The 14,580-nt window shown below is 53.9% G+C and carries 9 protein-coding genes; all 9 read right to left on the bottom strand.

What is annotated here, in order from left to right; genetic code table 11:
* Positions 1-21 precede the first annotated feature (21 nt).
* The 9 genes from iolE to ACTJKB_RS22370 all read right to left on the bottom strand — a co-directional run bounded on the left by iolE (position 22) and on the right by ACTJKB_RS22370 (position 14,428).
* A complete protein-coding gene (gene iolE, locus ACTJKB_RS22330; RefSeq protein WP_440836669.1) occupies positions 22-918 on the bottom strand; it encodes a myo-inosose-2 dehydratase in 897 nt (298 codons plus the stop codon).
* 104 nt (positions 919-1,022) lie between these two features.
* Complete coding sequence (iolD, locus tag ACTJKB_RS22335) at positions 1,023-2,978, bottom strand: 3D-(3,5/4)-trihydroxycyclohexane-1,2-dione acylhydrolase (decyclizing) (RefSeq protein WP_440836567.1); 1,956 nt, start codon at positions 2,976-2,978, stop codon at positions 1,023-1,025.
* Between the two features lie 24 nt (positions 2,979-3,002).
* Complete coding sequence (locus ACTJKB_RS22340) at positions 3,003-4,463, bottom strand: CoA-acylating methylmalonate-semialdehyde dehydrogenase (protein WP_440836568.1); 1,461 nt, start codon at positions 4,461-4,463, stop codon at positions 3,003-3,005.
* A gap of 200 nt (positions 4,464-4,663) precedes the next feature.
* On the bottom strand, positions 4,664-5,674 hold the full coding sequence (gene iolC / locus ACTJKB_RS22345; RefSeq protein ID WP_440836569.1) for a 5-dehydro-2-deoxygluconokinase: 1,011 nt from the start codon (positions 5,672-5,674) through the stop codon (positions 4,664-4,666).
* Positions 5,675-6,707: 1,033 nt separating this feature from the next.
* The gene (locus tag ACTJKB_RS22350; protein ID WP_440836570.1) at positions 6,708-7,718 is read right to left on the bottom strand and encodes a LacI family DNA-binding transcriptional regulator; all 1,011 of its coding nucleotides are present in this window, start codon (positions 7,716-7,718) and stop codon (positions 6,708-6,710) included.
* A 318-nt stretch (positions 7,719-8,036) separates the two neighbouring features.
* Positions 8,037-8,864, bottom strand: a complete 828-nt coding sequence (gene iolB / locus ACTJKB_RS22355) for a 5-deoxy-glucuronate isomerase (RefSeq protein WP_440836571.1) — start codon at positions 8,862-8,864, stop codon at positions 8,037-8,039.
* Between the two features lie 38 nt (positions 8,865-8,902).
* On the bottom strand, positions 8,903-9,952 hold the full coding sequence (iolG, locus tag ACTJKB_RS22360) for an inositol 2-dehydrogenase (protein WP_440836572.1): 1,050 nt from the start codon (positions 9,950-9,952) through the stop codon (positions 8,903-8,905).
* Between the two features lie 179 nt (positions 9,953-10,131).
* Positions 10,132-11,247, bottom strand: coding sequence for a glycoside hydrolase family 88/105 protein (locus tag ACTJKB_RS22365; protein ID WP_440836573.1), 1,116 nt, complete (start codon positions 11,245-11,247; stop codon positions 10,132-10,134).
* 40 nt (positions 11,248-11,287) lie between these two features.
* The gene (locus ACTJKB_RS22370) at positions 11,288-14,428 is read right to left on the bottom strand and encodes an alpha-mannosidase (RefSeq protein WP_440836574.1); all 3,141 of its coding nucleotides are present in this window, start codon (positions 14,426-14,428) and stop codon (positions 11,288-11,290) included.
* Between the last annotated feature and the right edge of the window lie 152 nt (positions 14,429-14,580).

The following is a 14,580-nucleotide window of genomic DNA, read 5'->3' on the forward strand; positions in this document are numbered from 1 at the left end:
GCGAATCGTCACCATTGTGATTTATAAACCGCTGATTTCTCTGATATATCGGCGTGCCTTTATCGCATATTCCAAAGGATCTGCAAGCGCCGGATCCTGCTCCGCCTCCACCACGAACCATCCCGTATAATCGTAACGGTCCAATTCGGTGAAAATCTCTGCAAACGCAATGCAGCCATCACCAGGCACGGTGAACGCTCCCGCTTTTACCGCCTGCAGAAAGCTGAGCTGCTCCCGCTTGACACGATCGACAACCTCCGGCCGGATATCCTTCAAGTGTACATGCTTGATCCGGGGTATATGAACACGCAGTACCTCTAACGGATTCTCGCCGGCAAAGGCCAGGTGTCCCGTATCGAACAGCAGAGACACCTCATTCGGCTCCGTGAGCTCCATCAGCCGGGTAATTTCGGCCGCGGTCTGGACTCCGGTCCCCATATGGTGGTGATACACCAGCGTCATATCCTTCTCTGCCGCCAGACGGCCCAGACGGCCCAGCCCTTCCGCGAGTGCGGACCACTCCGTTTCTGTAAACACAGGCTTATCAGTGAACAATGGCGTATCCATTTGCCCCTGTATGCTCCGCCCTTGTTCTGAAACAACGATCACCTTGGCCCCCATCTCATGCAAAAAGTCACGGTGCGCACAAAATGCCGCAGCGGTCTCCTCATATGGACGTACTGTCAGATATGCGCTGAACCAGGCACTGGCAATCTGAAGTCCGCGGAGCGCAAGCGCCTGATGAAGCCGCTCCGGGTCGCGCGGATATTTATTGCCCACCTCGCTTCCCTGAAATCCCGCCAGTGCCATTTCACTGATGCACTGCTCAAAGGTATTGTCCCGCCCGAGCTCAGGCATATCGTCATTGGTCCAGGCAATGGGGGCAATCCCCAGCTTCACCGCATGTTCTTTGAACATCATCGCGTCTATCCCTTCCGTTATCCGTAATAGGGCGGGTGTAGGCCCGCCGCATGTTTCGTTCATTATTCAAGTGATATCAGGAATTCCGGGCTCAGACTCTATCAGTAGCTGCGCGCTTGATCTAATTGTACGCGCTTCTGCTCGTAGGCCGCCTGCACCGCTTCGCTGCCGGACACTTCCGGTACCCCGACATGCCACCAGGCGCCGTAGCCATGGGTCATGGTCTTTGGCAGCACCTTGATGTCGATCAGCGTGGACCGATCCTGCTTCCCGGCTTCCTCCAGGGCGCTTCGCAGCTGCTCAGCCGTTGCCGCACGGAAGGTCTTCACCCCATAGCCTGCTGCACTGGCTGCATAGTCAATATGCATCAATTCACCACTTAAGCGGCCGTCCGGGCCACGGTGGCGGAATTCAGTGCCCATACTGTCCAGGCCTTGTTCCATCTGCAGATTGTTAATGCAGCCGAAGCCCGCATTGTCGAGCAGAATAATGTTGATCTTCTTATTTTCCTGAAGACTTGTCACCAGCTCAGAGTGTAGCATTTGATAACTGCCGTCACCTACCAGTGCGTATACCTCCCGGCCCGGTTCCGCCAGTTTCACACCGAGCGCACCAGAGATTTCATACCCCATACAGGAGAATCCATACTCCATATGATAAGTATCCGGAACAGCAGCATTCCACATGCGCTGCATATCGCCCGGCAGACTGCCTGCGGCTCCAATGACGATAGCATCTTTGGGAATACTCTCATTGATGATCGCAAGCACCCGTGTTTGCGTCAGTGAGGTCTTCAGCTTCGCTGCATAATCCGGGAGCAGCTCATCCAGATGTCCGGCAATCTCGGGTACGAAGAGGCTTTCCAGACTGTTTTCATCCCCATTCCCGGTATACTCTATGCCTGCCAGACGTTTTCTTTCTGCTTCCCACGCCTCCTTGGCGGACACGATTTCATCCGTATAAGCGGAACGATAGCCGCGCTCCTCCAAGGCTGCAGACAATGCAGTCAGACCTTCCGCCGCATCACAGACCACAGCGAGTGCATCCAGCTTGGCAGCATGATAAGGAGAAGCGTTAAGCGTCAGAAACTCTACCCCGGGATGTGTGAATAAGCTTTTTGAGCCTGTGGTGAAATCTGTAAAACGGGTTCCTACGCCGATCACCAGATCAGCTGTTGCAGCCAGGGCATTGGCACCGCCGTTGCCGGTAACCCCTATACCGCCCAGATTGTATGCGCAGCCGCTTTCTACAGCACTTTTTCCGGCCTGTGTTTCACCGAACGGGATCGCGAATTTTTCTGCAAAATCACGCAATTCTGGTCCGGCGTCCGCATATCGTACCCCGCCCCCGCAGACCAGGAGAGGTCTTTGTTTGCCGGCAATCAGATCTGCCGCCGCAGCGACCTCCTCCGGATGAGGAAGGCGGGGAATGACCCGGTGAATGCGCTCGCGGAAGAAATCAAGCGGGTAGTCCCAAGCCTCGGCCTGCACATCCTGCGGAAGCGCAAGCGTAACTGCTCCGGTGTCAGCCTGATCCGTCAGCACACGCATGGCATTCAGCAGTGCCGTCATCAGCTGCTCCGGCCGGCAGATCCGGTCCCAATATTTGCTCACGGCCTTGAAGGCATCGTTGACCGTGATCGACAGATTATGAGTATGCTCCATCTGCTGCAGCACCGGATCGGGTTGCCGGGTAGCAAACGTATCGCCAGGCAGTAGCAGGACGGGAATCTGATTAGCCGTCGCAGTGGCTGCAGCCGTCAGCATATTAGCTGAGCCAGGTCCCACTGAAGCGGTACAGGCCATGATCCGCCGTCTGCGGCTCTGCTTGGCAAATGCGGTTGCCGCATGGACCATCCCCTGCTCGTTTCTCCCCTGGTACACGGTCAATCCACCCGGTGCTTCCTGCAGCGCCTGCCCCAGGCCTAGTACATTGCCATGACCGAAGACGGTGAATATCCCATGAATGAAGCGCTCCGGCCCGCTGCCAAAGTCTACATATTGCTGGTCCAGAAATTTCACCAGTGCCTGCGCTGTCGTTAATCTGATTCGTTCCACATGTATCCCCTCCTCTCGTACCCTTTACTGCCAGCGGGCAGTAACGACTTTTTTGCGTGTGTAGAATTCAACCCCGTCGCTTCCGTTCGCATGAAGGTCACCATAGAAGGAATCCTTCCAGCCGGAGAAAGGGAAGAAGGCCATCGGTGCCGGTACCCCGACATTGACACCAAGCATGCCTGACTCGATATGTTCGCGGAAATAGCGCACTTTTCCGCCGTCATTCGTAAAAATACAAGCTCCGTTGGCAAATCGTGACGCGTTGGCGATCTCAACCGCCTCCATCACATCCTTGACACGAATCACCGACAATACAGGCGCGAAGATTTCCTCCTGCCAGATTTTCATGTCCCGGGTCACCCCGTCAAACACCGTGGGTCCGATAAAATAACCCTTCTCCTGCACGGCGGCGTCCTCCCGGCCGTCCCTGAGCAGCTTCGCACCCTCCGCCACGCCTTGTTCTATATAAGAGACAGTTCTCTCCTTATGGCCCTGACGGATAACCGGCCCCAGAAACGTGTCGTCCTCCAGACCATTGCCTATCTTCATCCGGTCACATTCCCGCAGCAGGATGGAGATCAGCTCATCCGCCACCTCTTCCTGCACCGTTACCACGGAGCAAGCCATACAGCGTTCGCCGGCAGAGCCGAAGGCTGCGTTAACAATCTGGTTGGCCGAAGCCTCAAGGTTCGCATCCGCCAGCACGATGGAATGATTCTTTGCGCCCGCCAGTGCTTGAACCCGTTTCAAATGAGCAGTGCCCTTCTTGAATACATATTCAGCCACCGGCTGCGAGCCTACAAAGGAAATTGCTTTGACATCGGGATGCTCCAGCAGGCCGTTCACGACATCATGCGCACCGTTAACCAGGTTGAATACACCCTTTGGCAGTCCGGCTTCTTCCAGCAGCTCGGCAAGACGCGCCGCCAGCAGCGGTGTGCGTTCAGAAGGCTTCAGTACAAAGGTATTGCCACAGGCAATAGCGAGCGGGAACATCCAGCAGGGCACCATCATTGGGAAATTAAAAGGCGTAATGCCGCCAACCACACCGATGGGATAGCGGTACATCCCGGACTCGATTCCTGTTGCAATATCCGGCAGCTGCCGGCCCATCATTAGTGTCGGCACCCCGGTGGCGAACTCCACACACTCGATGCCGCGCTGCACCTCGCCGTACGCTTCTTTGAAGCTTTTTCCATTCTCCAGGGTGATTGTCTTCGCCAGTTCATCCCAATGGTCTACTAAAAGCTGCTGGTATTTGAACAATATTCGCGCTCTGCGCGGCACCGGTGTTTTGGACCATCCTTCAAAAGCCGTCTTCGCCGCAGCCACAGCCCGGTCCAGGTCTGCCCTCCCGGACAGCGGAACCCTCGCTAATTCTTCACCTGAAGCCGGATTATACACCGTCTCCGTCTGCTTCGTATCCGCCTCTACCCATTGCCCGTCAATATAATTATTCAGCACTTTCGCGATTTGCTGTTCCATCCTGCTCCACTCCTTCGACTCTAGTAATCTGTTCCTGCTATATGGAGTGAACTTAAGAATCTTGCATGCTGTATTGGAGAAATCCTTTGGACCACAAGAGTTAATTCAATCAGCCTTCCATCATTCTTAAGTTCAGCTTATCTAGTAGGTTTGCTTCGAGATGATACTCTAAATTGGTGTTCTCCGCTTCTGCAGCCTTCTTACTCCAAGCCCGAACCCACTTCTACATTAGAGCTTAAGAACGCTTCCAATTCGTCCAGGGTTGGCATGGCATCCGAGCAGCTGTGGCGGGAGATGACGATGGATGCGGAAGCACTGCCCCGGCGCATGGCCTCGCTGACAGTGTCTCCCCGCATCAGACTGTGGATGAATGCTGAGGCATAAGAATCTCCGGCTCCAAAAGTCTTCAATACCTTGGCGGGAAAAATACCGCTCCGGTGCTTCTTCCCGTCTGCCGTGTAGGAGATAGAGCCGCTCCCGCCATGTTTGATGACCACCAGCTTCGCCCGGTGCGAGAACCAGCGGCTGGCCGTTGCTTCATCGTCTGCACCTTTCTCGTTGTAGAGGTTCTCCATACTGTCGAATTCCTCACGGGTACCGATGATGCAGTCGCATTTCTCTGCAGCCAGGTTATAATAGACAGCCGTTTCTGCGGCAGATTTCCATGTGTAAGGGCGGTAATCCAGATCAAAAAATGTAGTGACATTATGCTTACGGGCAAATTCCAGCGCCAGAAACACAGCCTCGCGGGAGGGACTTTGTGCCAGTGCCGTACCTGAGATCAGCAGCGCTTTGGACTTCCGGATGTAATCTTCCGAGATCTCCTCCGTGGTCAGCAGCAAATCTGCTACATGGTCCCGGTACATGAGAATGCTGCATTCTTGCGGGCTCTTGATTTCTGTAAAAGCAAGCCCGGTCACCGCACCGGTCCGGTCAATAGTCACCTGACTGTCGTCAATACCGTTGTTCTGCAGATAGGTGCGGATAAAACGGCCCATCTGGTCATCGGCAATCTTGCCGATGAAGCCGGTGCGCATGCCCAGCCGCGCCGTGCCAATTACAATATTGGCGGGGGAGCCGCCGACATATTTGGTGAACGTCAGCGTCTCTTCCATGGGTCTTCCGGTTTCATTGGCATTAAGATCAATACATAGCCGGCCGACGGCGATTAAATCCAGCGGCCGGGCGGGATCGAACTGTAAACCGTTCATAGTGGCGCCTCCTTGAAAAAGCTTTCAGTGGAAATAACACTTAGGAAGAATAGTCTGAGATGGATTGAATGAGATTCATTGAGATTGAATGAGACTAAGTAAGACTAAGTAAGACTAAGTAAGACTGAGTGAGATTCATGAGACTCATGAGACTCATGAGACTCATGAGATTAAGTGAAATTGGTGAAATCGAATAAATTAATCGATTTAAATGTAATTAAATTAAATGAAAAAGTATTCGAGATATTCTCTGCGTATTTTGAAAACAACTATCATCGGGGGAGGGTAAGCGCTTAACCTAATTTTCTACTTAAGTATAGTTGAGAAGTCTTGGTTTGGCAATCCCGAATTTGAAGCGTTTCCATAATTTTGGCCCATTCGGCAGCAAATGAATAGAACCACGGACAAATATTGGACCATGACCAAAGCCGTGCAAGCTCAAGTGGAATAAGTGAACTTAAATCCTCCCTGCCAGTTTCTCCCCAAGCATTAGTTGGAAAAAGTAGAGTTAATCCGACCGATTCGCACCCTAAAAGCGCATTTTACTTGAATTAGGTTTCCTTTTTCCAACTATTCCCTCTACAGATAGTTTTTTAGCCCATTTAAGTTTACTAATTCCACTTCACTTCGCCGGGATTCCGATGGCCCTATTCCTATTCCTATTCCTATTCCTATTCCTATTCCTATTCCTATTCCTATTCCTATTCCTATTCCTACTCCTACTCCTACTCCTACTCCTACCCCTGCCTTGCCCTTGCCCTTGCCCTTGCCCTTGCCCTTGCCCTTGCCCTTGCCCCTCCCCGCCTAAGGATTCCGCATTCCTTAAAAGTTCAATAGCATCAGCTACCTTGAGCACACTTACAAAACTAGCCTCGGAAGCATTGATCCGCCGAAAGCCCAAGGTTTCCTGAGGAAGGCTCGTCGGCTCAAGGTATGCAACAACAAAAAGCCTGTCCACCGCTGGGTAGCGGAGAACAAGCCTGCATAATGATGAGCGCCCGGACTTCGGGCGCAGCTTGGTTTCCTTTGCTTCTTAATGCGGCACCGGACCCGTGGAATGACGGACAACCAGCTCCGGCATCAGCATGATTTTGCGCTTGGGACTATCCGGATTATCGATAGCCTGATTCAGCAGGATCATAGCCTGCTCTGTCATCTCACGCAGGGGCTGGGCAATGCTGGTCAAGGAAGGATGGCAAATCTCAGCCAGCATGGTATTGTCAAAGCCCACTACGGACAGATCGCGGGGAATAGACAACCCTAAGCCGCGCGCCTCCTTCAATACCCCGATAGCGAGCAGATCGTTACAGGCAAACACCGCTGTCGGACGCTCTTCCTCCGCCTGGCCAAGCATCGCTGCAGCCGCTTTCCGGCCATTCTCCAGTGTGGCCGAAGTATGTGTAATATTCGCCGGATTATCAAAGGGGACGCCCGCAGCCTTCAGCGCATCCAGGAAGCCTTCGGCGCGCAGTTTGCTTCCCGGCAGATTGTCGGAGATGATGCCGAGCTTGCGGTGTCCCAGGGACAGCAAATATTCCGTTGCCTGATAGCCGCCCTTATAGTCATCTACCGTGACAGAGTTGCTCTCCATCATACGGATATCCGCCGAGAATAGCACGAGCGGCACATGATCGGCCAGCAGACGGCGGATCATGTCGGGATTCCCGACATGAGATGCGATAATCAGGCCATCGACCCGTTTGCGCAAGAGCAGCGAGATATACCTTGCCGCCTTCTCATCGTCCCGGTCCGTACTGCAGACGATTAAATCGCTCCCCTGCCCCTGGGCGTAATCCTCAATACCGCGGGCTGCTTCAGCAAAAAAAGGATTGGCAATATCGGGAATCATCAGCCCGATCGTTCCCGTCCGGCGGCTCGTCAGTGCAGAAGCCACCATGCTGGGCTGGTAATTCAGCTCTTCCATAATACTGCTGACCTTCTGCCGCGTCTTGTCGCTGATCCTCCCGCTCTTATTCAGCACCTTGGACACTGTAGCGATAGAGACTCCCGCTTCACGTGCCACATCATATATCGTAGGTTTCATCGTTAATAGGCCCGCCTTTACCTTCTTGCAATCTTATACGTTTGATTATAGGGAACTCGCCAGACGGTGTCTATTATGCGGTGCCGTACCCGTCAGTTGCAGCCGGTATCTCGCCCGCACTACGCTTTGACCACTTACCCGTGGAAACGGCTTTGCTGTCCTTTTGTAACTTGTGCTTCCGAAGCAGCGATACTGCGAATCGAATCAGGTATCCGTCCTCTGCGGGGAATAAAAACGTTGGTGTGACACACCCTTCCTTCTATTTGCGCAAAGAGGGGCCTCCGCCCTGCGGAAGCCCCTCTTTGGCCAACCCATTGATTATTCCCGTCTGTCTGGCTGCTGCTGCGCCCCGAACAACCACTCATGATCCGGATCATTGTGGAAGACCCAGGTACGGACGGGGCCTGCCATCACGTTAAGATAATAAGAATCGTAGCCCGGCGGCGCGGATACCGGATGATACCCTTCCGGAACCAGCACAATGCTGCGGTCAGCCACGGCCATCGTCTCGTCCAGGCTGCGGTCATCATTGTACACCCGCTGCACCACAAAGCCATGGGCGGGATTGACCCGGTGGTAGTATGTCTCTTCCAGATAGGACTCTGCCGGCAGATTGTCCTGATCATGTTTATGCGGGGGATAGCTGGACCAGTTGCCGCCGCCCGTACGCACCTCGACCACCAGCAGACTCTCCGCTTCACTCTGCTCCGGAAGGATGTTGACCACCCGGCGCGACATACTGCCAAACCCCCGGTTCTCGGCCACAGCGTCAGAAGGAGCGATCAGCCGGGGTGAATATTTGCCCGTCCCTGGCGCCAGACATGCGGCAAGCTCCAGCTCTGTCAGGGCGGTAACTTCATAATGGGCTCCGGCGGGAACGTACACCGCATACGGCGCCACATCCTCAAACACAGACATGCGCTCACCAATGCCGGAGAAGACTATGCCGTCTACCTTTACATCAGCCTTGCCTGCCAGCAGCACCAGGCAGATCTCATTTCCTTCTGCACTGCGGCTTAATAGTTCCCCGGCCTGCAGCTGATACACTTCAAAACCTACATATTTCCATCCGGCGCTCTCCTTGCTCACTGCCGCCACAAGTCCATCCTTGCCGGGTGCTCCGGCCTTAATGATTAATTCGGACATCTTCACCGGCCTCCTCTGTCTTCAGGGTGTGCATCCGCTTACAATACTTGACTCGTTGCTGGCATTCCCTCTCCTGCATGGTGTGACAACTTGACCGGAAGCCCGGTCAGGTGCGATTCCTTAGCAGCTTCAGCAATTCGCTCCGCTTGCTGGCCGTCCATGCCGCTGCAAATGAGCGGCTCTTGCAAACGAACCGCCTGTGCAAATGCGGCAACCTCATCCGTAAAAGCCTGATTATACCGCTCGAGGAAGAAATGCTCCGGCTGATCGCGGGTGACAGAGCTCGCGGTAGACACCTCCACCGTAGTCGGACGGCAATTGTCGGCGGTGGCCGATCCGTGGGAACCGAACACCTCTACCCGCTGGTCGTAGCCATAGACGGCCTTCCGGCTGTTATCAATGACACAGATCGCGCCGCTGGCAAAGGTCAGCGTGATGACGGCTGTATCCACATCACCACAGCGCCCGAACATCGGGTCAACCAGATTGGCACCCCGGGTGTACACCTCAACCACTTCCTCACCCATCAGGTAACGGGCCATATCAAAATCGTGAATCGTCATATCCATAAACATACCGCCGGAAGAAAGGACATAAGCCTCACCGGGTGGCTGCGGATCACGCGAAGTGATCTTCACGATATGAGGCTTGCCCAGTTGTCCGGACTGAACCAGCTGCTTCAGCTTGCGGAAGCTCGGGTCCATCCGGCGGTTGAAGCCGACTTGAATCAGTACGCCTTCTTCCTTGGCAATCTGCAGTGCCCGGCTGGTCTGCTCTGACGAGAGGCTGATCGGTTTCTCACAAAAAATACTCTTGTGAGCACGGGCAGCCTGCTCGATCCAGTATGCATGGGTATCCGTTGGCGTGCAGATGAACACCGCTTCGATCTCAGGGTCATTCAGCAAATCTTCCCCATTTGTAAATACAGAGCCAAGGTTGCGGCTTTCTGCCCACTCCAGCAGTTCCTCACCTACCATAGCTTCTGCGATTGATTTCAGTTTAAACGACGGCATCACACGCAGATTATCTGCATGAAGGCGACCGATTCTGCCTGCGCCAATAATCCCTACTACGATTGGATTTACCATTTTCGCTTATCCTCCCAAGGGGTAAGCGCTTAACCATCCCGGGAATAGTATACTCCAAGCACCACCAATGCTACAAGCAAAATTTCTTTATTTATTTTTACCAGATGGAACTGCATGCAGGGCACAGCATTAACAGTAATATAGTCCCTCTCCCAGCGCGATGCATGCAGAACACTGTATCAGCAATAATGCAGCGCTTCTCCCAGCGCGACGATAGCCATCGCCTGGCCATAGGCCATAGGGGCAATAATGATCTGCTTATAATCTTCTTTTGCCGCACCGATCGGTGTCCCGCCGGATACACCAAGCACCGTGCCCTCACCGTCAATTCTGCCTAGTACAGCCCGGATCGCGCTCAGGGCCTGGTTAGCATATGACTCTGGCAGCAGCCCTCTGCGCGCACCCTGAAGAATACCGGCTGCGATGGCTGCTGAACCGGAAGTTTCCGTATAGCTGTCCGGGTCATCCAGCAGGGTATGCCACAGGCCATCCCCGCTCTGGCAGGCCAATAGCGCCTCTGCCTGTGCGTGCAGAATCTGCTGAAGATAGGTGAAGACTCCGCTCTCCAGATACGGGCGCATCAGCTCCAGGTACTCCGGCAGGCCGAGTGCGAACCAGCCGTTACCGCGGCACCAGAAGGCTTCGCTGAAATTATGGCGGCCGGCAAAATGCCAGCCATGGAAGAACAGACCCGTCTTTTTGTCATACAAATATTTGATATGCAGCAGCAGCTGGTGCAGCGACGCTTGTCTCCATTCGGCGTTATCATATTTCACACCCATTTTAGCCGTGAACAAAATAGCCATAAACAGCGTATCAATCCAAATTTCATTGTCATGAAGCGTAATTTCATCCTTGCTGGCTCCCGTTGTGACATGCTGATAACCCAGCTCCTTCGTCCGGGGCAGGCCATTCATCAGCCAATGAACCCATTCGAGGCTCAAGGCCTCCGCTTCCTCCAGTTCCATTAGCGACAACAGCGGGGCGGTTGTATTGATATTCCGGCTTGGCAGCCCCTTCTCCAGTTGACGGGCCATCCACGGCTTCGCATAACTCTCATAACGGTCATCCCTGAAATACCGTTCCAGCTTTTGAAGGCCATACAGCCCCACTCCCTGCGGCCAATCCCATTCTTCCATGCCGAAATCACGGGCAAAATATCCCCGTCGTCCCGCATCCTCTCCTAAGTTCTGCAACTCTGCTTCATTATCCGGCCGTTCCAGCTTCAGCAGCTTATTCGTTACTTGATTCAGCTTTTCAACGATTTCGTCCTTGTTCACCCGGTAGTTATCCATCGTGCACTCCGCTCCCTCTCCCGCTGTAGATTCTTTTCTATCAGTTTGCTCTTTTCCCCATATCTATTCTAAAAGTCTTAATCTCATAAGGCTTGATCTGGAATACAAAATCACCTGCCTGCCAATCACCCTGCGGTTCCTCCATCAGATTACATTCCTGCCAGGACACAATGGGATAAGCGCTCTCCACGCGGACCCGGGTCTGCGAACCAGCGTATTCATGCAGGCGCAGCACAACATGGCTGCCATCCTCCGAACGCTTGATGGCATCGGCCAGCACATGTTTGCCCTCGATAGAGAACAAGGCATCGCCCTCCAGCTCTCCTGGAACCGTACGCAGGGGATTATTCAATTCCCAAGCCTCCTGGACAACCCCGCCATCCACAAAATCACCGGTATGCGGATAAAGCGCATAAGTGAAGGCATGCTGGCCCTGATCCTGCTCAGGATTAGGATGGACTGCTGACTTCAATAACGTCAGCCGCATCACGCTGTCCTTGATGTCATAGCCGTATTTGCAATCATTCAGCAGGGCTACGCCATAGCCCTTCTCGCTGAGATCTGCCCATTGGTGGGCTCCCGTTTCGAAACGGGCATAATCCCAGCTTGTGTTCCAGTGCGTCGGCCGTTTCACATTGCCGAACTGAATATCGTAGGTAGCTTCCACAGCATGAATATCCACCGGAAACGCCACTTTCAGCAATTGGTTATGACCATGCCAGTCCATCTCAGTCTGGAAATCAATTCTTGCCGTGTCACGGTAGAACACGATTCTCTGGGTGATGGTTGTGCGATGGTACGTCCAGACCATACGCAGGACCGCCCGCAGCGGACCGTTTTCGATCAGACTGCATTCTTCAAGCTGCGAGATTTCCGTCATTTTCTCCTGGTAGAAGATATCAATGTCCCAGGCTTCAAAATCCAGCGGTTTGTCCTCAAATACCTGAAGCACATTGCCGCGCTTTCCGGGTGCCAAGAGCTCACGGCCGTTCCGGCGGTCGTAGATAGAGGTGAAATGTCCCTCTTCATTCCAGGCCACCTCATACAAAGGTGTTGTCAGGCGGTTGCCGGCGGCATCCGCAAGCGGCGATTCCCCCTCGAGGCCGGCGCCAGCCCGTTCCCCCCGTCCATATTGCAGAACGGCCGTGCCAAGAGCAGGCAAGGAGGGAATATACACCAGCCTTCCCCCGTCTGCCGTCCGCTGCTGTTCCAGAGGCTGCCCGGCCATATCACAGATGACAGTGTCATCCGCAGATTCGCCCGGCAACTCGGCATACCGCGGACGATTCCAGATAGAGCTGTTCAGCAGCGTAAGACGCTCTTCCCCGGCGACGGTGCCTGCGGCTTCACTACAGCTGTTAATTAAAGCCAGTGACCGCGCCTCCCCTTCCGCATATTCAAGGTCACTATCCTCGTAGACTTCTTTAATCGATGAGCCGGGGATAATATCATGGAACTGGTTGCGCAGGAGGATCTCCCATATCCCGCGGAGTTCTTCTGTCGGGTAACCGGTTTCAAGATCCCCCCGCCGGACACCGGTGAGCGTATGCAGCCACTCTGCATCGCGCAGCAGCAACTCCAGCCGCCGGTTGTATTTTTTATTCTTGGCCTGAGAGGTATATGTCCCCCTATGGCATTCAAAATATAACTCGCCGTTCCAGGTATGCACATAAGCTTCAGTATTTTCGATCCGTTCATGCAGCCCGTCAAAATACTCTCCTGCGCTGCCCATATTCAGCTTAGGCATCCCTGGAAGCTTGTCGAACCGCCGTCGAAGCTCCAGCATTTCCCGCGTAGGCCCACCGCCCCCGTCGCCCCAGCCATAAGTGAACATCAGGTTATCATTGATGTCCTTATCCTGATACGAATTCCAGATCCCCCGCAGCATTGCGGCAGTCATCCGGCCATTGTACGTGTAAGCATCTCCGTTCTTCTCCGAAGTGGTAATGAAGTGCGTCAAAATTTCGGAACCGTCAAGCCCGCGCCACCAGAACGTATCATGCGGCATCCGGTTGAACTGGTTCCAGCTGATTTTGGTCGTCATGAACGTGGAGATCCCCGACTTGCGCAAAATCTGCGGCAATGCCCAGCTGTATCCGAATACATCCGGCAGCCACAAATACTTGCTTTCGATCCCGAACTCTTCCCGGAAGTAGCGTTTCCCCGCCACAATCTGACGGACCAAGGATTCACCGGACGGGATATTACAATCCGACTCCAGCCACATGGCTCCTTCGGCTTCCCAGCGGCCTTCCTTGATTTTCTCCGAGATCCGTCCGAACAGTTCGGGATAATCACGCTTCAGATAGTCGTACAATTGCGGCTGCGTCTGCAGGAACTGATATTCCGGGAACTCCTCCATCAGTCGCAGTACGGTAGAGAAGGAACGTGCTATTTTCTCCCGCGTATGCTTTAGCTGCCACAGCCACGCAACATCAATATGGGTATGACCAACGGCTGTAATCGTCATGTCAAAGGTTTTGGGCATAGCATCCACGGCGCGGTTCAGGCTGGCCCCGGCACGGTACAGGGACATTTCGTGGGCCTCTGATCCGGGCTCCGACCAGTCAATTTCACGAAAGGCATCGTTCAGCGCTTTTTTTAGCCATTGCTTCTCCGGCTGATCGCTGCCCAGATACCGGTACGTGTCCAGCGCCGCCTGTGACAGATAGCACAAATCATCAATCGTTTCATCCAGGTAGCCAATCATCGCTTCGCTAATCCGGTGATCCTGAATAACGGCGGGGCCTCCGCCCTCAAGACCAGACCACAGCCGGAAGACAAGCTCCACCGTCCGCCCGCTTAGCTCCGGCCCAAAAATAACCTCCCTGTGATTGTTATCCACGCCCTGATAAGGCTCCCCGTTCACAAACAGCAACGATTCAAACCCCGAGTTGTTGAAGCTCCCCGACTTGCCGAAGTCGAACCTTCCGGCAATTTTGAAGCCGGGTGTACTTATAGGCATCTCGACCACAGTACGCAGCCAGACATAACGGTCGCGCCCGCGCCAGTGCTCCTGCAGCTTGATTGTGCCATCAAAGGAAACGGCCTCAGGATACACACCGTTAGCCCCGTCCTCATCCTCTGCGAATTCCAGTTCCTCAATCTCCAGCAGCTTGCGGTACCTGTACTTTCCAATCTCCGCCTGACGCCGGATCAGCTTCTCTTCGGTCAAAAACATGATCACCACTCCTTGTATCCGCTTTCATACAGCCAATATAGCAAATCCCTCCCCTCAAAAACTACGTTATATTTGCTGCGATCCCCCTCATACATTGCATATTTTGCTTTTCTGGATTTATAATAGGTCCATACTACAGATTAAGGCGGCGA

The organism is Paenibacillus sp. 22594 (genome assembly GCF_052044425.1).
Taxonomy (GTDB): domain Bacteria; phylum Bacillota; class Bacilli; order Paenibacillales; family Paenibacillaceae; genus Paenibacillus_AQ.

What these genes read in the sequence shown, in the direction of transcription:
- iolE (WP_440836669.1), bottom strand. Translation starts at nt 918, where the DNA reads ATGTTCAAAGAACATGCGGTGAAGCTGGGGATTGCCCCCATTGCCTGG.
- ACTJKB_RS22340 (WP_440836568.1), bottom strand. Translation starts at nt 4,463, where the DNA reads ATGGAACAGCAAATCGCGAAAGTGCTGAATAATTATATTGACGGGCAA.
- iolC (WP_440836569.1), bottom strand. Translation starts at nt 5,674, where the DNA reads ATGAACGGTTTACAGTTCGATCCCGCCCGGCCGCTGGATTTAATCGCC.
- ACTJKB_RS22350 (WP_440836570.1), bottom strand. Translation starts at nt 7,718, where the DNA reads ATGAAACCTACGATATATGATGTGGCACGTGAAGCGGGAGTCTCTATC.
- iolB (WP_440836571.1), bottom strand. Translation starts at nt 8,864, where the DNA reads ATGTCCGAATTAATCATTAAGGCCGGAGCACCCGGCAAGGATGGACTT.
- iolG (WP_440836572.1), bottom strand. Translation starts at nt 9,952, where the DNA reads ATGGTAAATCCAATCGTAGTAGGGATTATTGGCGCAGGCAGAATCGGT.
- ACTJKB_RS22365 (WP_440836573.1), bottom strand. Translation starts at nt 11,247, where the DNA reads ATGGATAACTACCGGGTGAACAAGGACGAAATCGTTGAAAAGCTGAAT.
- ACTJKB_RS22370 (WP_440836574.1), bottom strand. Translation starts at nt 14,428, where the DNA reads ATGTTTTTGACCGAAGAGAAGCTGATCCGGCGTCAGGCGGAGATTGGA.